18 protein-coding genes are annotated in these 17,091 nt (G+C 66.1%); 7 read left to right on the top strand and 11 right to left on the bottom strand.

What is annotated here, in order from left to right; genetic code table 11:
* The first annotated feature begins 116 nt into the window (after positions 1-116).
* Both DB30_RS03910 and DB30_RS03905 read left to right on the top strand, forming a co-directional pair.
* Positions 117-1,634: an alginate O-acetyltransferase AlgX-related protein gene (locus DB30_RS03910; protein ID WP_052546619.1), complete on the top strand. Its 1,518-nt coding sequence runs from the start codon at positions 117-119 to the stop codon at positions 1,632-1,634.
* 134 nt (positions 1,635-1,768) lie between these two features.
* Positions 1,769-3,073: a hypothetical protein gene (locus tag DB30_RS03905; protein ID WP_146657993.1), complete on the top strand. Its 1,305-nt coding sequence runs from the start codon at positions 1,769-1,771 to the stop codon at positions 3,071-3,073.
* A gap of 102 nt (positions 3,074-3,175) precedes the next feature.
* Here the strand turns inward: DB30_RS03905 and DB30_RS03900 are convergent, their stop codons facing one another.
* From DB30_RS03900 to DB30_RS03890, 3 genes are read right to left on the bottom strand one after another with little or no spacing between them, the layout of a single operon-like run.
* A complete protein-coding gene (locus tag DB30_RS03900) occupies positions 3,176-4,351 on the bottom strand; it encodes an MBL fold metallo-hydrolase (protein WP_052546617.1) in 1,176 nt (391 codons plus the stop codon).
* Positions 4,348-5,430 (bottom strand): hypothetical protein, encoded by a 1,083-nt coding sequence (locus DB30_RS03895; RefSeq protein WP_052546616.1) that lies wholly within the window; start codon positions 5,428-5,430, stop codon positions 4,348-4,350. Before DB30_RS03895 ends, DB30_RS03900 begins: the two co-directional genes overlap by 4 nt.
* Before the next feature lie 4 nt (positions 5,431-5,434).
* Positions 5,435-6,373 (bottom strand): spermine/spermidine synthase domain-containing protein, encoded by a 939-nt coding sequence (locus DB30_RS03890; protein WP_052546615.1) that lies wholly within the window; start codon positions 6,371-6,373, stop codon positions 5,435-5,437.
* 191 nt (positions 6,374-6,564) lie between these two features.
* On the opposite strand from DB30_RS03890, the gene DB30_RS03885 reads away from it, so the two are divergent.
* Positions 6,565-7,713 carry a homospermidine synthase gene (locus DB30_RS03885; protein WP_146657991.1) on the top strand — a complete coding sequence of 383 codons (1,149 nt, stop codon included), beginning with the start codon at positions 6,565-6,567 and terminating at the stop codon, positions 7,711-7,713.
* 230 nt (positions 7,714-7,943) lie between these two features.
* Here DB30_RS03885 and DB30_RS03880 read toward each other — a convergent pair whose 3' ends face one another.
* Both DB30_RS03880 and DB30_RS03875 read right to left on the bottom strand, forming a co-directional pair.
* On the bottom strand, positions 7,944-8,297 hold the full coding sequence (locus DB30_RS03880; protein WP_052546613.1) for a hypothetical protein: 354 nt from the start codon (positions 8,295-8,297) through the stop codon (positions 7,944-7,946).
* Between the two features lie 241 nt (positions 8,298-8,538).
* Positions 8,539-9,033 carry a hypothetical protein gene (locus DB30_RS03875; protein ID WP_052546612.1) on the bottom strand — a complete coding sequence of 165 codons (495 nt, stop codon included), beginning with the start codon at positions 9,031-9,033 and terminating at the stop codon, positions 8,539-8,541.
* Between the two features lie 188 nt (positions 9,034-9,221).
* On the opposite strand from DB30_RS03875, the gene DB30_RS03870 reads away from it, so the two are divergent.
* The 4 genes from DB30_RS03870 (at position 9,222) to DB30_RS03855 (ending at position 12,515) form a co-directional block, all read left to right on the top strand.
* Positions 9,222-9,362 (top strand): hypothetical protein, encoded by a 141-nt coding sequence (locus DB30_RS03870; RefSeq protein WP_153258212.1) that lies wholly within the window; start codon positions 9,222-9,224, stop codon positions 9,360-9,362.
* 522 nt (positions 9,363-9,884) lie between these two features.
* Positions 9,885-11,873 (top strand): helicase-related protein, encoded by a 1,989-nt coding sequence (locus tag DB30_RS03865; protein ID WP_146657990.1) that lies wholly within the window; start codon positions 9,885-9,887, stop codon positions 11,871-11,873.
* A gap of 12 nt (positions 11,874-11,885) precedes the next feature.
* A complete protein-coding gene (locus DB30_RS03860) occupies positions 11,886-12,032 on the top strand; it encodes a hypothetical protein (protein WP_153258210.1) in 147 nt (48 codons plus the stop codon).
* A gap of 15 nt (positions 12,033-12,047) precedes the next feature.
* A complete protein-coding gene (locus DB30_RS03855; protein ID WP_052546609.1) occupies positions 12,048-12,515 on the top strand; it encodes an alpha-ketoglutarate-dependent dioxygenase AlkB in 468 nt (155 codons plus the stop codon).
* Between the two features lie 110 nt (positions 12,516-12,625).
* Here the strand turns inward: DB30_RS03855 and DB30_RS03850 are convergent, their stop codons facing one another.
* From DB30_RS03850 to DB30_RS03825, 6 genes are all read right to left on the bottom strand, one after another.
* Positions 12,626-13,006 (bottom strand): hypothetical protein, encoded by a 381-nt coding sequence (locus DB30_RS03850; protein WP_146657989.1) that lies wholly within the window; start codon positions 13,004-13,006, stop codon positions 12,626-12,628.
* Entirely contained in the window at positions 13,006-13,386 is a 381-nt protein-coding gene (locus DB30_RS03845; protein ID WP_146657988.1) for a hypothetical protein, read from the bottom strand. Before DB30_RS03845 ends, DB30_RS03850 begins: the two co-directional genes overlap by 1 nt.
* 2 nt (positions 13,387-13,388) lie before the next feature.
* Positions 13,389-13,766 carry a hypothetical protein gene (locus tag DB30_RS03840; RefSeq protein WP_146657987.1) on the bottom strand — a complete coding sequence of 126 codons (378 nt, stop codon included), beginning with the start codon at positions 13,764-13,766 and terminating at the stop codon, positions 13,389-13,391.
* A 154-nt stretch (positions 13,767-13,920) separates the two neighbouring features.
* A complete protein-coding gene (locus DB30_RS03835; protein ID WP_146657986.1) occupies positions 13,921-14,298 on the bottom strand; it encodes a hypothetical protein in 378 nt (125 codons plus the stop codon).
* A gap of 2 nt (positions 14,299-14,300) precedes the next feature.
* On the bottom strand, positions 14,301-14,678 hold the full coding sequence (locus DB30_RS03830) for a hypothetical protein (RefSeq protein ID WP_146657985.1): 378 nt from the start codon (positions 14,676-14,678) through the stop codon (positions 14,301-14,303).
* A complete protein-coding gene (locus DB30_RS03825; RefSeq protein ID WP_146657984.1) occupies positions 14,678-16,954 on the bottom strand; it encodes an FG-GAP repeat domain-containing protein in 2,277 nt (758 codons plus the stop codon). The genes DB30_RS03830 and DB30_RS03825 overlap by 1 nt, the downstream gene beginning before the upstream one ends.
* Between the last annotated feature and the right edge of the window lie 137 nt (positions 16,955-17,091).

The following is a 17,091-nucleotide window of genomic DNA, read 5'->3' as shown; positions in this document are numbered from 1 at the left end:
CACCTCAGCCCCCACTCGAGGCGGACACGCCGGAACGACAGCCCAGCGAGCCGGCTCCGCTTACCGGCGGGTCGGCGCGGCGACAGGCCGGCAGGTCCCCATGGCGACGGCGGCTGATGATCGCCGGCCAGCTGGCCCTGGGCCTCGGCGTTGGCCTCGCGCTCACCGAGTTCGCGTTCTCGACCCGCGATCACCACGCGTTCCCCCACGTCAATTTTTACGTGCCCGATCCCGAGCTTGGCGTCCGCCTCGAGCCCGGCGCGGCGATGAACTTCAAGCTGGGCAGCAACCCGCTGACCACGATCACGGTCAACTCGCAGGGCTACCGCGGGCGCGAGTGGCCGGCTCCCAGCGAGGGTGAGGTGCTGGTGATCGGCGACTCGCAGGTGTTTGGGCTTGGGGTTGATGACACGCAGACCTTCTCGGCCGTGCTGGCGGCCGAGCGGGGCTGGACCGTGCTCAACGCTGGGGTCCCGACCTACGGCCCGCTCGAGTACTTGGCCCTGACCCGCGAGCTGCTCGAGCAGCGCGACGCCACGGGTGCCCGGGTCGTCTATGTCCTCAACTTCCTCAACGATCCCTTTGAGCTCGACCGGCCCAACACCCAGCGGCACGCGATCTGGGACGGCTGGGCGGTCCAGATCGAGACCGCGCCCGCCCCCGGTGACATCGTGCAATTCCCGGGGCGCAAGTGGCTGATGTCGCGCTCGCACACGGTCTACGCGGCGCGCCGCTGGTGGCACTCGCGCGATGAAGCGTGGTTCGCCCGCGTTGACCGTGGGTTGCCGTCCGAGGGCGACTGGAGCGATCTGCTGGTCGACAGCGAGCGCACCCACGCCCAGCTCGACGCCGCCGCCGCGACGGCGCTGCAGCTACACAATGACTCGCTCACCCACGAGCAGCGATTGGCAGAAGAGCTCGCCGCGATCGAGGCCAAGCTCGACCCCCGCAACCCCGCTTCGGTCCACGCCAAGCAGGGTCCGCAGCAGCTCAGGGACGATCGTCAACGCGAAGCAGACGAGGACATCTTGAAGGCCCGGCCCGGCGGGATCGTGCGCTCGCGCTACAGCGAGGCCGCCCGCAACATCACCGTCACGGCCGAGGCCTACCGGGCCGCCCTCGCGCGCAAGCAGGCCCGCGAGCAGGCGGTCGCCGAGCGAGAGGCGTTGCAAGCCCGCGCCGCCGTGCTGCGCGAGGAACTTGGCCAGGTCGTCAAGTTCGTCCCGCCCGAGCCCCCGGATCTGCCGCGGTCGGTGTTCGAGGATCACTTCACCGAGCTGCGCGATCTATGTGACTCGCACGGCGCCGAGCTGCTGATCGTCGTGTTGCCCTTCGACGTGCAGGTCTCGTCGAACGAGTGGGCCAAGTACGGCGTGAAGGATGGGCCCGATCTCAGCCCCACCCTGGCGCTGCTCGACGACGCCGTCGCCAGCGCGACCAAGCTGGGGATCCCGGCGCTGAACGTGACCAAGACGCTGCGCGACGCCGAGCCCGGCGCGTTCTTGGATGGGGACATCCACATGACACCCAAGGGCCACGCCGCGTTCGCGGACGCGCTCGGGCGGCGGCTCGCTAGCATCTCCCAACCTGCGCCCACGTCCGAGTCCAAGTCCAAGTCCGCACCGCCAGTGTAGTACTCGACCGGCCTGGGCGTCGGGGTCTCGAGCTGCTGTCCGCCACGGAGGCGTCAGCGAGCGGGCGAGAAGCGCTCGCCCGAGCTGACACCAGATCGCCGCTCAAACACATCGGCATATGGCATGCTCCGCCGATGCGTGACGCCTTCGATCCCCGACCCTGGAATTTGTTCGCTGGCGTCACGCTCGCGCTCGCCGGCTGTGGGAACCGGGTGATCGGTTCCGACGACGGCGCGACCGTCACGACCAACACCCAACCGACCTCCGACACCAGCACCGACACGGATCCCGAGTGCATCACCGACGGCGACTGCCCGGCCGGCTACTACTGCCTCGACCAGGTCTGTCACTACGTCGAGCACCACGACGGCTCATTCGACATCTACGAGTACGAGTGCTTCGCCGACTACGAGTGCGATGAGCTCGAGCAGTGTTACTTCAACTATTGCCTGCCGACCGAGCGGGCGACCTACTGCGCTGCAGACCTGCCGCTACCGACACCGCTGCCGATCCCCGGACAGGCGCTGAACCTGAGCTTCGCCGACGTCGATGGCGACGGCGCAGACGAGCTGGTCGTCGCGACCATGACCGAACTACACGTGTTCGAGAGCGGGGTGGATATTCCAACCACCAGCGCGCGCGTGGACGGCTCGGCCAAGATCGACGCGATGGTTGGCGGCCAGCTCGACATGGCCCCAGGCGACGACGTGTTGCTGCACTTCGACGCGAACCAGTCACTGCACAGCTCGGACGGCGTCGCGAGCTTCTCGCCGCCTGACACCACCCCCAGCTCGATCGGTCTCGCGGCTGGGATGCTCGCGGGTGACTTCGACGGCGAGGCGCCGGACGAGGTGCTGATGTGGGGCACGGAGGGTGCCCGCGTCGAAGGTGGGATCGGGTCGCTGGTGCTGACCGACAACTCGCAGACAAGCGCGGCGGTCGCAGGGCTCTCCGGCTTCACGCTGACCTACGCAGACAACAACAACATCGAGTTCTTCGACATCAGCGGCGCGAGCGATCCAAGCTTCATCCTGAGCGGCACCACGCCGCATGCTCTGTTCGCGTCGAACTTCCAGTTCGAGTTCAGCGCGAGTCGACTGACCTCCAACAGCGGCGACTGGTCCATGTTCGAGGCCTGGGACCCGACGCAGCCTGGCGGAGCCCTGGCCAAATTCGGCTTCCCTGGCGTGGTCTCGCTGATGCGGGGCGGCGACTTCGACGGCGGCGGTGTCAACGACATCGCGATGATCGCCGACGACGGGCTGTGGCTGCACCTCAACGCGTTCATTGGCGCTGGCGAGTGCTACGTGCTGCTCGACACCGGTGGCAGCCCGGCGGTCGCGTTGAGCGTGGGTGATCACGACGGCGACGGCGACGATGAGCTGGCGGTCCTGCTCGCGGACGGGACGGTCGCGGTGTTCGAGGGCGACGTCCCGTAACAGTGTCGAACACGATCCGCGAGGCGAGCGTTTGGGGTGAGCGAAGGGGGCTCCGCCGCCGAAGCGAGGGGGCTTTTTTAAGCCCCCTTGAAGAGCTCGGGACTAGTCAACCTTGGTGGAGACGATCGGGTACTCCTTCGCGGTCCGCCACAGCACGGCGGGCCACCACCGTTCGATCGGCCCGAGCGCCTCGGGCTCGAAGCTCTCCCCTGGACGCGGCGCCGCGACGATGACCCCCGCTTCCGCGGCCGCGACCAAGGTGCGCTCGATCGGCTCGGTCCAGGCGTGCGACGCGAGGTCGAACAGCCCCCAGTGGATCGGCAGCATGACGTCACCGCGCAACATCTGGTGGGCACGCACGGCTTGCTCGGGCCCGATGTGCCAGTCCGGCCACCCTTGCCCGTAGGCGCCGGTCTCGATCATCGTCAGATCGAAGGGGCCAAGCTTCTCGCCGATCTCCGTCATCCCCGGAAACAGCCCGGTGTCACCCGAGAAGAACACCTGATGATCGCGGCCAAGCAGGGCGTAGCCAGCCCACAGCGTGGCGTTTTGGTCGAACAGCTGGCGCCCAGACGCGTGGCGAGCTGGCGCGCACACGATCTCGAGGGTGCCAACGCGGGTCCGATCCCACCAGTCGAGTTCTTTGATGTTTTCAATGGGCACGCCCCAGTACTCGAGGTGCGCGCCAACACCCAGCGGGACCACGAAGGTAACGTCCCAGTCCTTGATCGCGTCGATCGTTGGGTAGTCGAGGTGGTCGTAGTGATCATGCGAGATCACCACCGCATCGATCGGCGGCAGATCCTGAAGGGGGATCGGCGGAGGAAAGAACCGCGACGGCCCCAGCCAGCTGACCGGCGACGTTCGCTCGCCCCAGACTGGATCCGTCAGCACCCGGTATCCGTCGATCTCGATCAAGCTGGTCGAGTGCCCGAGCCACGTCACGCGCAGGCCGGTGGCCGGCGGCTTGTCAAACCGGGCCAGATCACCCGCGTCGAACGTCAGCGGCTGCTCGGGGCTCGATTGATCGCTGCCCAAGAGGAACTCCCAGGCCCCGCCCCACATGTCGTTCCACAGCGGCTGGGGGTTCTCGAACCCGCCCCCGTCCCACTGCAGCGACGCCTGCATGCGCTCGAGCCTGGGCCCGCTGGCGCCGTGCCCGATCGGCACCCACGCCTGCGAGAGCACGACCGCGCCAACGCCCAGCGTGACGACCGACAACCCCAGCGCGATCTGTTTGATTCGGCGGCGGCGCCTGACCTTCGAGCTCTCGTTCATACCTGAACTCCCGCAGACGCCGGCGGCGCGCCGGGCAGTTGCAAACAATAGGCGACAAATTGATCGAACACGGGCCGGGGCTGGCCCACGGTGGGCAGCGCGTGCAGGTGCAGGGCTGGCAGGGCGTTGACCTCGAGCACGCCTGCGGTCGAGCCACTCGAGTCGCCGGCCTCGGGCCCCGCCGCGCCGCGCAACAACACATGCGCGGGCCCGCGCAGATCGACGCCGGCCACGTCAACGCCCAGGGCGTTCGCGGCCTCGACCGCGATCGCGGCCCAGCCAGGATCCAATTCGTCGCTGCGATCGATCACGTCCGACTCCTCGAAGCACAGCTCGACACACACGCCGGGCGGCAAGCGATCCTGAAGGCCGTAGCCGGCGACCGCGAGGCGCTCGGCGACCAGATCGGCCTCGATCTGATCGAGGGGCACCAAGCTCGGCCGCGACCAGCTGCCCCGTCGCCCGTCGGCGTTGAGCTGGTCGAGCAGCTGCGCGGCGGTGTGCTGGCCGTCCCCGCGCAGCTGCGGTCGGCTGATCTGCGCCGCAGCGGCGACCTGATCACCGATCACCGCGACGCGCAGGTTGATGCCCGCCACGAACGGCTCGACCACGACCTCCTCGTCGCGATCGTGGCCGCGCGCGAACTCGATCGCCGCGACCAGCTGCTGAAACTCGACGACGTTGGTCACGATGCCGATCCCGCGGTTGCCCCAATTGGGCTTGACGACGAGTCGGCCGTGCTCGGCCAGCAGCGCGCCCGCGCGGCCGCTCTCCGCCAACTCACTGGCTTCGTCGAACAGCGCCCCGCAGATCACCGGGAGCCCCCGCTTGGCCAGCAGCTCGCGCGAGATGAATTTGTTGTTGGCCAGCGTCTGGGCGACCTCGGTCAAGAACGGTGAGCGGGTCTTCGAGATGATCACGGCCCGCGCCCCCTCGGGCGCGCCCGGCCAGCGCAGGCGCATGAAAAAATCGCTGTGCTCGCTGCCAAGCGGCGTCGCCTCGACGCCAAGGCGCGCGGCCGCGGCTGCGATCAGCAGGTTGGTCCGGCTCCACGGCGGTGAATCAGATCCAGGTCCCACCCGATCAGCTCTCGTCATCGACGATGCCCGTCCCCTTCACGTCGTAGCTTATCAACCGCTCCTCGCCGCGACCCGTGACCACCTGGCCCGGCTGCTCGAGCCGCTCGCGCAGCAACTTGGGCATGTGGACCAGCGCCGCGTGCGAGTGGATGTCGTAGACGCGCAGCCCCGGAACCGCGGCGATCCGCTGGTCGAGATCGGGCGGATCCAGATCGAAGGCCCGCTTCGCGCAGATCCCAATGCCCCACAGCGAGTGAAATGACGGCACATACGTTTGCAGGATCCGAACCCAGGGAAACACCGCGGACAGGCAGGTCCGCACCGACCTGCACACGCGCATGTCAACCGGATCCAGCTCGCCGCACTGCATGGTCACGATCCCATCATCGGCCAGCGCGCGCGCGACCTCGGCGTAGAACTGGATCGTGAACACATCCAGCGACGGGCCATCCTCGACCGGATCGGTGATGTCGAGCACGATCATGTCCCACTCGCCGTCCTTCGAGCGGGCGAGCGTGGTCTGGATGTCCTCGTAGCGCAGCTCGACCCGCGGGTCATCGAAGGCGCCCTCATGCCAGCTCGGCAGGTGCTGCTTGCAGACCTGCACGACCTCGGCGTCGAGGTCGACCGCGAGGATGTGCTCGACGCTGGGATGCTTGAGCAGCTCGCGCAGCGTCGCGCCCTCGCCCGTGCCCGCGACCAACACCCGCTTGGGGCCGCCCGACAGCACCGCGGCCGGGTGGATCAGCGGCTCGTGATAGAGTGGCTCGTCGGACTCGGACGACTGGATCAGTCGATCGAGGAACAGCGCGCGGCCGTAGCCAGGCGTGTCCGCGATCATGTAGTGCTGAAACTTGGTCTGGCCCTCCACGATCACGCGCTCGATCGCGTAGCTGATGCTGACGCCCTGGCTAAATGGCTCTGTGATCGTCTGGTCGGACACGTTGGTGAATTCGAGGGGCGGTGGCGGGGCGCTCGACGGATGCGCACGTCGTGGGCCATACTGGCCCGGCCTTGGCTAATGATCGCGTATCTGTGCCGACGACCCGCAAGGTGCTGGTGCTTGGCGCCGCCGGCGGAGTCGGACGCGCCACCCTAGCGCTTCTCGCCGGTCATCCGCTAGGCCGCTCGCTGTTGCCGGGCACCTCGGAGCTGCTGTTGCTCGACAGCGATCCCGCGCGCGACCCGATACCGATGCCCGCCTGCGCGCGCTGGCTCCCCGCCCAGCGGCTCGAGCACAAGCAGGACCTCGCCTCCGTACTCCGCGAACACCGCCCCGACGAGGTCATCGAGCTCGCCGCGGTCGGGACCCGGGACTGCATGAGCGCCTGCGCTGAAGCCGGCGCGAACTATCTGACCACCGCCTACGACGACTGGAGCGCCGTCGCGCGCCTCAACCCCGACGGCGCGCGTTGCATGGTCCGCGCCCAGGATCTGTTTGATCCGCCAGACATCGAGGCCGGCGTGCACCTGCTGTGCATGGGCATGAACCCGGGGCTGATCAACCTGCTGGTCGCCCGCGGGCTCAACGAGCTCGCTGCGCTCAGCGGTCGCCCGCCCAGCCTCAACGAGCTGGATCTCCACACCCTGCTGTTCACCGAGATCGACGCGACGACCACCAGCAAGGCGCTCGAGCCCGCCAGCGAGCGGTTCCCGTGTACGTGGAGCCCCGGCGGCTGCCTCGAGGAGCTGCTCGAGCCCGAGGCGATGATCACCGCCAGCGGCGAGCTCGAGATCTTGTCCCACGCTCCCCACCGGGCGCTGTACGAAGCCCGCTGCGGCGATGAGCTGATCCGCGGCCACCTCGTCCCCCACGAAGAGCTGGTCAGCCTCGGCGCCATGTACCCGAGCGTGGACCTGGCCTATTGCTATCGGCTTCCGCCCGCGTCCGAAGCCTCGCTCGCGGCGTCCCCGGATCGCACCGCTGCGCAGTGGCAAACCAGGCGCTTGTACCCGCCGGACCACCTGGGCGATCTCACTGGTTTCAACCGCGTGGGCCTGCTGCTGTGCAGCCACACCCTGGGTGAGCTGTGGATCGGCTGGCAGACGGCGGTCGCCGATGCCCTGCCCTACTCGACCAACGCGACGCTGTTGCAGGTCAGCGCGGGCGTGCTCGCGGGCTGGCACGAGCTGCGCCGCGCGGCGCCGGGCATCTACCTGCCCGAAGATCTCGACAGCCAGCGCACGCTGGGGCTGGCGGAGCAGCTGTTGGGGCCGCCGCAGGTCATCTGGGATCGCACCGCCCCCGCGCGATCCGTCGCGGCGCGACGCGTGAGCGCCTAGCCCGGCCCGAGCCCCGAGCGAGCCGCTCGACCTCTACTCGTTGCGTGGCGTCGAGCGAGGCTCCTCGCGCGTGGTCGGGTTGGGGGCCGTGCTCGCGTCTGCGGCGATCACCGTCGAGTATGGGGCCGCGTTCGCGGGGCTCCCGATCGCGGTCATGTTCGTGTGGCCGATCCTCCGCGACCGGCGGATCCAAAGTCGACCAGGCTCGCCGCACACGAGCTTTCGCACGACTAGACGACCCCGACTTGCCCGGTCTCACAGTAGCCAAGCTCGGTGTCGGACTCGCACGCCGTACTCCTTGGAGCGCACGCGCCCGGTTCGGGCACACACGCGCAGTTCTCTAGCGGTCCGTCGCTGACGCAGCCCATGGACAGCATCGCGGGTCCCAGCTCCGCGCAACTCTCCTCGCAGCTGCGGTCGACCCAGATCTCATCGACGCACTCGCGAACCATCTCGTCGTCGAGGCAGCTCGGGTAGGGGGAGCGGCATGGATCGCCGGCGTGATTGAGGAGCGGCGGGTACTCGTCGTCGGGCGCGCAGGCACAACACGCGATCACCAACAGCGTCGCAAGGTGAAGCCTCATGTGCGCAGTGCACAAACGTAGGCGACCCATAACATGACGAGCCCTAACATTGCGTCGGCTCCGTTGGTGTCCTGTTGACGGCGCATGGACCACCACGCCAGGATTGAGACGATCGCCAACCCCGAAGGCATCAGCGCATCTTGCCATCGCCCGGCCACTATCGGAACCACTGCCAGGTAGAGCGCGGCTAGCCCGATTGTGACGGCGGAGGCCGTTGCGTACCACGGCACCCGTGGCGTCTCTAGTAGCCCGGACACTTGATGTCCTTGAATTCCTTGGAGAGATGGGGGGCACAAGAGCAAGCTGCGTTATACCCCGCGGCCAACCCCAATGGATTCGCTTGAGCGAGCAGAATTGCGGTTGACACAATCCCAAACGCGCATGGCACCCAACCCTTTTGTGGGTGGGTTCCGTAGTCGGGCACTTCGTGCCCGAGCGCTGCTTTTACAGCCTGGAGACGCTGCGCAATCTGAGCGGGCGTTAGAGTGGAATCAGGATCGAACGCAACGGCATCCGTGATGGTTGCTTGGGCCCAGCCGTCCGGGTAGTCGAATACCATTGTAAGGGATTCGTCCGGCTCGACCCAAAGGACCACAGATCCAGACTGGACGCCGTCCTCGTCCAGGATCACCAACTGGGCTGAATCTCCAGACTGGATTACCTCCACCGAATCCGGGTTGAGCGTTGTGGCACTCGGTAGCGCCGCGATGATGGCGAACGCGATTGTGTGGACCATACTGCTCTCTCTAGGCTTCCGCCAGCCAATGATCAACCTAGGAATTCGTGCAACACTAGCCGGCGCCTGACACACTGGGCTAGGTTTCTGCGGCTTGTCGCGGCGGCGAATTTCACGGGGTGCAAGCTCCCCGTGCCAGCAGTCTTCTCTCGGTGGCGGCGTTGTTCGCTAGCTTCGAACTCGACGACGTGACTGAAGCGACTGCCCGCGTCAGTGGGCTGCTGATCGGACGCTCCCGCGCAGAGTTGGGGCTGCTCGAGCGCGTGCTCGCAACCCTGGTCGCGGAGCTCGGGCGCCGGGGAGCGAGCGCGGGCTCGGACTTGCGGTGAGCTACAGCCTGGGCTCGCGGTCGCGCTCACACTGCTGGCGCTGCTGCCTCCCGCTAGCTTCCGTCCGTGCCGAGGTCGGCGGGAAGTCCGCGAAGGTAGGCCGGGACTGCTCGGGGGCGTCCGAGACATACGTCTGGGTACCTTCCGTCCGTGCCGAGGTCGGCGGGAAGTCCGCGAAGGTAGCCCAAACCTGCCCGCGGACGTCCGAGACATACCCCTGGGTATCGTCCGTCCGTGCCGAGGTCGGCGGGAAGTCCGCGAAGGTAGCCCAAACCTGCCCGCGGGCGTCCGGGACATACTCCTGGGTAGCGTCCGTCCGTACCGAGGTCGGCGGAAAGTCCGCGAAGGTAGCCCAAGCCTGTCCGCGGGCGTCCGGGACATGGTCCTGGGTAGTCCCCGTCCGTGCCGAGGCCGGCGGAAAGTCCGCGGAGGTAGCCCAAGCCTGCCCGCGGGCGTCCAACCCCGGACCACTCCCGGGCAGCGCGGCCCCGTTCGGATCCAACCTCGGCCCACCTCCAGCCCGTGCGACCCCCGTTCGGATCCAACCCCGGAGCACTCCCGGCCAGCGCGGCCCCGTTCAACTGGTCGGGCATGGGGGCAGGCAAGACCCTCAGCGCCGTGCTTGCGACCCGAGTCGTGGGCGCCGGGCTCACGGTGATCTGCTGCCCCAACGCCGTGGTCGACAACTGGGAGACGGAGGTGCGCAACGCCTTCCCCCACTGCGAGGTGGCCAAGAAGACCTGGACCCCGGAGTGGAACCACCCACTGACCAATTCGCCGCGCTATGTGGTGATGAACTACGAGCAGTTCCAGCAGCCGACCTCAGAAGAGAAGCTGGTGGCGTTTCTCGACCGCAACATCGTGGACTTCATCGTCATCGACGAGATCCACTACGCCAAGCAGCGCGACGCCGGCACGACAATGAGCAGGCGCAAGAAGCTCGTGCAAGGCCTCGTGCTCGACTCCGGCAAGAAGAACCCCGAGCTGTGCGTGCTCGGGATGTCTGGCACCCCGGTGATCAACACCTTGCAAGAGGGGAAGAGCCTGATCGAGATGATCACCGGTCATCGCCATGACGACCTCGAGACCAAGGCGACCGTGCAGAACTGCATGCGCCTCTACCAGCGCCTGGTGACCCTCGGCACCCGCTACAAGCCGCCATACAAGATGCAGCTCGACGAGGGTACGCGGCCGCAGGTCGACTGCGGGCCGTTCCTCGACGAGATCCGCAAGGTGGGTCGTGGCTCGGTGCTGGACCTCGAGCGGGTGCTCACGCGCGTACGCCTGCCCGCGATCTTGGAGCACCTGCAGCACGGCGAAAAGGCGATCGTCTACACCCACTACGTCGATGGCATCGTCGACCAGCTCCGCGAGGCGATCGCGGATGCCGGGTTTAGCGTCGGCCTGTGCGTGGGTGGCGTCGACGACACGGCGCTCGACGAATTCAAGCAGCAAGACGGCACGATCGACGTGCTGATCGCGTCGAGCCGGATCGCCACCGGCGTCGACGGGCTTCAGCATGTCTGCAACAAGCTGATCATCAACGCCCTGCCGTGGACCAACGCGCAGTACGAGCAGCTCCGTGGCCGTCTGTGGCGGCAGGGCAGCAGGTTCGACAAGATCACGGTGGTCATCCCGGTGACCTACGCGGTCGTCAACGGCGTGCGCTGGTCGTACTGCGAGTCCAAGCTCGATCGCCTCGAGTACAAGAAGTCGATCGCCGACGCAGCCGTGGACGGCGTGGTCCCGGAAGGAAACCTGCGGACGCCGACTCAAGCCCAGCAGGACATCATGGACTGGCTGAGCCGGTTGGAGTCGGGCGAGATCCAAGTGGTGGTCCGGCCAGAGATCAAGATCCCGCTCTCGGGTGAGCCCAGCGAGGTCAAGCGCCGGGTCAGCACCTACGGGGACTTCTCGCGGGTCAACAACCGCTGGTACGCCTCGTCGAGCCAGCTCACCCACGCCCGCCTCGCCTCGAACCCCGAGGAGTGGGCGCACTACCACACCCTGTATCGTGAGCTGCGCGAGTCGTGGGTGGTGGTGCCGTACAAGGAAGAGATTCGCTGGCTGATGGCGCGCGAAGGCCTGGTCGTTGGCGACTTCGGCTGCGGCGAGGCTCTGCTGGCGCAGGCAGTCTCCGAGCGACACCAGGTCCACAGCTTCGACCACGTCGCTCTCGCTGAGGGCGTGGTCGCGTGCGACATCGCGTCTGTGCCGCTCGACGACGGCGTGTTGGACGTAGCGATCTTCTGCCTCTCGCTCATGGGATCCAACTTCACGGACTACATCCGCGAAGCACACCGATGCCTGCGGCTGGATGCCACCTTGCACATCTGGGAGCCCGCGAACTACTTCGAGGACCTGGACGCGTTCCGCGACAGTTTGGGCCGGCTTGGCTTCGACGTGCTGACACCGAGCAGCGAGGGCGCGTTTGTCTGGATCCGCGCGGTCAAGAACACCAGGGTGCCCGCTCCGGCGCTGACACTGCCTTTTCGTGGACACGGCGGGTAAGCTCCGCGCCTCGTGTTCCGGACCGAGATCAAGCAGGACGGCGTCGACGTCGCCTACACGCCGCAGTTCATCCCGCCCGACCTGAGCAGTCGACTGTTCGAGGCCGTGATGCGCGAGGCTGCCTGGCACCAGCCGAGGATCCGGGTGTTCGGTCGCTAGCACCCCGTTCCGCGGTTGGTTGCATGGCATGCGGATGACGGCTGCACCTACAGCTACTCGGGACAGCAGCACCCGTGCCGGCCGTGGACGCCGACGCTAGACAAGATCCGCGCGCTCGTGGAGCGGGACCATGGTCCCCAACACGCTGTGCTGGCGAACTTGTATCAAGACGGGAGCCACAGCATCGCTCCACACGCGGACGACGAGGACGACCTCGATCCAGACGCGCCGATCTTGATGGTGAGCCTGGGAGCGGTGCGCAAGTTCGCTATCAAGCACCGGGCCACCAAAGCGCGTCACGTTCTGCATTTGGAGGACGGCAGCCTGTTGGAGATGCGCGGGCTCACCAATACCGTAGCGACCCACGGGGTGCCGAAGACCAAGCAGCCCGTGGGGCCGCGCATCAGCCTCACGTTTCGTCGCATGGCGGGCCGGTCGGTGAGCACCCATACCGACCCCATGTCGTTGGCGGAGATCGCCTGATGACTCGCGCCCCGGACCGTCGCGCGATCCGCCGATGAGAGTCGTCGTCGTGCTCGTGCTGAGCGCTGCAGGCGGTGAGCAAGGCGAAAAGATCACGCTTCGACGTCGCATCAGTACTCCTGCTCGCAGCAACACTTGACCGCCTCGTTCAGCTGCCAGTCGATTGGCTCGTCACATTCGCGCTCGATCTCGACACCGATCGCAGTAGGAGCCTCACAAAACATCATGTCGTAAAATATCCGATACGTGTACCCACCACATCCGTTGGCGACACACGAACTGCCCTGGGCCTCGCATGCCTCGGCGCATGTCGAGACGTCACCCATGGCCGAGCACTCCGCATAGGTCGGGGTGCAGACGCCTTCCTTGCACTCCCCGACCCCGGGGTAGTCGGGACCGGCGAGTTGGCACATGCTGTCGCAGTCAGAGTCCACGGTCCGTGCGCTGCACGCGGTCAGGAAGGAGAACAAGATCAAGCTTCGACGTCGCATCAGTACTCCTGCTCGCAGCAGCACTTGACCGCCTCGTTCACCTGCCAGTCAATTAGCTCGTCGCATTCGCCCCCGAGCTTGGTACCGATCGCATCAGGAGCCTCACAAAACTCCATATCATAGAATATCCGATACGTGAACCCACCACATCCGTTGGCGACGCACGAGCTGCCCTGCGCCTCGCATGCCTCGGCGCATGTCGAGACGTCACCCATGGCCGAGCACTCCGCATAGGTCGGGGTGCAGACGCCTTCCTTGCACTCCCCGACCCCGGGGTAGTCGGGACCGGCGAGTTGGCACATGCTGTCGCAGTCAGAGTCCACGGTCCGTGCGCTGCACGCGGTCAGGAAGGAGAACAAGATCAAGCTTCGACATCGCATCACTACTCCTGCTCGCAGCAACACTTGACCGCCTCGTTCACCTGCCAGTCGATTGGCTCGTCACATTCGCGCTCGTATTCGACACCATCGATACCGGGGTCCTCACAAAACGTCATATTATAGAATATCCGATACGTGAACCCACCACATCCGTTGGCGACGCACGAGCTGCCCTGCGCCTCGCATGCCTCGGCGCATGTCGAGACGTCACCCATGGCCGAGCACTCCGCATAGGTCGGGGTGCAGACGCCTTGCTTGCATTCCCCGACCCCGGGGAACCTGGGGCCGGCAGGTTGGCACATGCCGTCGCAGTCAGAGTCCACAGGCCGAGCGCTGCAGGCGGTCAGCAAGGAGAACAGGATCAAGCTTCGACGTCGCATCAGTACGCTCCCCCGAAGCCGATAGGATAGGCCCCAGCCGGCGTGGTGAGCGGTGGGTCGCACGCGAAGTCGCGCTCGTTCGGTAGACATCGCCATAGCGGGCTCTCGAGGTTGGGGCAGCCGTCGTCATCGAAGTCGGCCATGTAGGGCCGTTCTACTCCTGCTCGCAGCAGCACTTGACCGCCTCGTTCAGCTGCCAGTCGATTGGATCGTCACATTCGCGCTCGATCTCGACACCGATCGAAGCAGGATCCTTACAAAACTCCATGTCATAAAATATCTCATAGGTGAACCCGCCACATCCGTTGGCGGCACACAAACTGCCCTGGACCTCGCATGCCTCGCCGCATGTCGAGACGTCACCCATGGCCGAGCATTCCGCATAGGTCGGGGTGCAGACGCCTTCCTTGCATTCCCCGACCCCCGGGAACCGGGGACCGGCAGGTTGGCACATGCCGTCGCAGTCGGAGTCCACGGTCCGTGCGCTGCACGCGGTCAGGAAGGAGAACAAGATCAAGCTTCGACATCGCATCACTACTCCTGCTCGCAGCAACACTTGACCGCCTCGTTCACCTGCCAGTCAATGGGATCGTCACATTCGCCCTCGAGCTCGACACCATACGCAACAGGATCCTCACAAAACTCCATGTCATAGAATATCTGATACGTGAACCCACCACATCCGTTGGCAGCGCACGAGCTGCCCTGGGCCTCGCACGCCTCGGCGCATGTCGAGATGTCAACCATGGCCGAGCATGCCGCATAGGTCGGGGTGCAGACCCCTTCCTTGCATTCCCCGACTCCGGGGAACCGGGGACCGGCAGGTTGGCACATGCCGTCGCAGTCAGAGTCCACGGGCCGTGCGCTGCACGCGGTCAGCAAGGCGAACAAAATCACGGTTTGACGTCGCATCAGTAGGCTCCTCCGAAGCCGACGGGGTAGGCCCCAGCCGGCGTGGAGAGCGGTGGGTCGCACGCGAAGTCGCGCTCGTTGGGTAGACATCGCCATATCGGGCTCTCGAGGTTGGGGTCGTCGGGTTTGTACCACAGAATGTCGGAGCAGCCGTCGTCGTCGAAGTCGGCCACGTAGGGGCTGTAGTCTTGCTGCGTCGACAAGACGCGGGACGTATAGGTCTCATCCTCGGTGAAATACCAGATCTTGGATGTCACCTGTACGGCCTCCGCGTGAGCAGCGAACCAGAGGATGTCGTCGGCGCCGTTGGCGTCAAAGTCACCCACGAAGGGACGATAGTCATGAGTGACCTGTGCAGCGGCCGCGGCGAAGTGGATGGCGAACGGAGTGCTCTGTGACCACCACATGATGTCGGCGCCGCTGCCGGCCGAGTACCAAAATATGTCAGTCATGGCATCTGCGTTGAAGTCACCGACAATGGGCGTGTACTCCACTCCAGCGTCGAGACCCAGTGAGTCAGCATCCGAGGGACCATTGGCATTGAATCCGAAGTTCGGCTGATTCCACATCCAAGTCGACACCTCATTGTTCCGCGGATCATACCAAACAATATCATTCCGCCCCCCACCGAACCCGCGAAACCGCCCCGCCAGCGGATACGCATACCCAGCAAAGTTCATCGGCAGCGTCGTCACGTCTCCGTCCTCGAACACCATCAATGCGTCCCCCTCGCCGCCCGGCCGGTACATCAACACCTGATCCCCGTTCCCCGCCCCAAAGCTCCCGACCACCGGCACCGAGAACCAGTCCAGCTCCAGGTTCAACGGCTCGAGCCCGACCCCATCGTTGACCGCCACCGAGTCCCCCAGCACCGGCCCCGACCCGTGGAAGAGCACATCCAGATCGCTCGCCCCCCCGCTGAGCAGCGCGGGGATCGGTCGGACCCGGCCCTCGCTGTCAAACGGCCCATCGCATGGCGGCACGCCGCCGTTGGCACACAGCTCGTCCACCGCAAACTCAATCGGCTGACCAGGCGTGCTCGTGGATGTCCAGCGCTGAATCTGCGCGCTGCGGCTGGTCTGCCACAGGATCCCGGTCTGCCCGGTCCCGTCATACGCGTAGTCGTCGACCTGGCTGATGACGCCCATCATCGACGCGCGCCGCCGGCCCCAGGTGTATTGGTAGTACGCCCCCAGCCGGTCCCACGCGGACAGCCGCGGCACGTTCTTGTTGACGCCAACGCACGAGTCGACGCCCATCACCGAGTCCGGGTCCTCGGGCGTCAGCCCGCGCCACGGGATATTCTGAAGGTTCGTGCAGCTGCCAGGGACTTGATCTTCGAGCCAGCGCAGGTGTTCGTGGGTGAAGCCCATCATGTGCCCGAGCTCGTGCAGCGCGTTGATGCGACCTTCGTCCACGCTCCAGAAGAACCGCTGCAGCCCAAACACGATCTCCGCGGTCCCGTCGAGCTCGGCCGGATCGGTATACTCGTACTGCGGGATCGCCTCGATGAATGTATGGCCCCCGCAGCTCCCGGTGCATTCGGGCCCGGTGCGCACGCGAAAGTGGATCCCGTTCTCACCGGGCTGACATTCGCCCGATCCCTGCGAGGCGGGGCTGTCGTACTCGGACAGGTGGATGAAGTTGACGTCGCCGGCCCGTTCCCATGCCCGGGTGGCCCACTCGACGGTCTCTACCATATGTGCGTAGCGGGCTTCGTGCGCTTCTTGATCGGTGGACGGCGAGGGCATGATCCGGCCGACACACCACGTCAGCGCGAGCTTGCGGCCGGAGCTCCACGCGGCGTCGAAGCCATCGACGCCATAAGCAGCAGCGACCGGTACCGGCGTGTTGGGGGCGGCGGCGCTCGCCTCGGCGCGCAGGCGTTCGTGCAGCGCCCGAAAGTCGGCTTCGGTCATGGGTTGATCGCCCTCGACGAACCAGTCCTTGCCTGTACGCTCACCGTAGCGGGCCGCGAAGGTCTCGAAGCTCATGCTTGCGAACACGGGGTCGGCCGGGGTGGGCTCGTAGGTTGGCGCGCGCTTCGGGGGGGCGGTGAATTCAATGTGGCTCTGATAGTTCGCCAGCAATCCACTCAGCGCCTCGGGCCCGCTTTGTTGGTAGGGGACGGGGTCACCATCGATCTCGTACCAGTTGGCGTCGCAATCTTCGCCGCCGGGCAGCGGCTGCTGCTCCTCGCCCCCGCCGGTGTCTCCGGACTCACCGCCGAGCGGCGAGACGGGTTCCTCGCGCGAGCAGGCGGACAGCGCGATCACGGTCAATCCAAGAAACGCACTACGAAATCTCTCGAATGACATTGCTGTCACAGCGTGACGCACGCGATGCGCGCATGTCAAGCGTTCTTTGAGAGAGCAGAACGTTGTGAACGTCGTCTCCTCCTCGAGGACAGCCA

Source organism: Enhygromyxa salina, assembly GCF_000737335.2.
GTDB lineage: Bacteria > Myxococcota_A > Polyangia > Nannocystales > Nannocystaceae > Plesiocystis > Plesiocystis salina_C.
Note: the sequence above shows the minus strand (reverse complement) of the source record. Positions and strands in the feature narration are given on the sequence as shown.

Coding starts and splice junctions, on each gene's coding strand:
- DB30_RS03875 (WP_052546612.1), bottom strand. CDS start 9,033: ATGGTCCACACAATCGCGTTCGCCATCATCGCGGCGCTACCGAGTGCC.
- DB30_RS03880 (WP_052546613.1), bottom strand. CDS start 8,297: ATGAGGCTTCACCTTGCGACGCTGTTGGTGATCGCGTGTTGTGCCTGC.
- DB30_RS03900 (WP_052546617.1), bottom strand. CDS start 4,351: ATGAACGAGAGCTCGAAGGTCAGGCGCCGCCGCCGAATCAAACAGATC.
- DB30_RS03850 (WP_146657989.1), bottom strand. CDS start 13,006: ATGCGACGTCGAAGCTTGATCTTGTTCTCCTTCCTGACCGCGTGCAGC.
- DB30_RS03910 (WP_052546619.1), top strand. CDS start 117: ATGATCGCCGGCCAGCTGGCCCTGGGCCTCGGCGTTGGCCTCGCGCTC.
- DB30_RS03905 (WP_146657993.1), top strand. CDS start 1,769: ATGCGTGACGCCTTCGATCCCCGACCCTGGAATTTGTTCGCTGGCGTC.
- DB30_RS03840 (WP_146657987.1), bottom strand. CDS start 13,766: ATGCGACGTCGAAGCTTGATCCTGTTCTCCTTGCTGACCGCCTGCAGC.
- DB30_RS03830 (WP_146657985.1), bottom strand. CDS start 14,678: ATGCGACGTCAAACCGTGATTTTGTTCGCCTTGCTGACCGCGTGCAGC.
- DB30_RS03835 (WP_146657986.1), bottom strand. CDS start 14,298: ATGCGATGTCGAAGCTTGATCTTGTTCTCCTTCCTGACCGCGTGCAGC.
- DB30_RS03845 (WP_146657988.1), bottom strand. CDS start 13,386: ATGCGATGTCGAAGCTTGATCTTGTTCTCCTTCCTGACCGCGTGCAGC.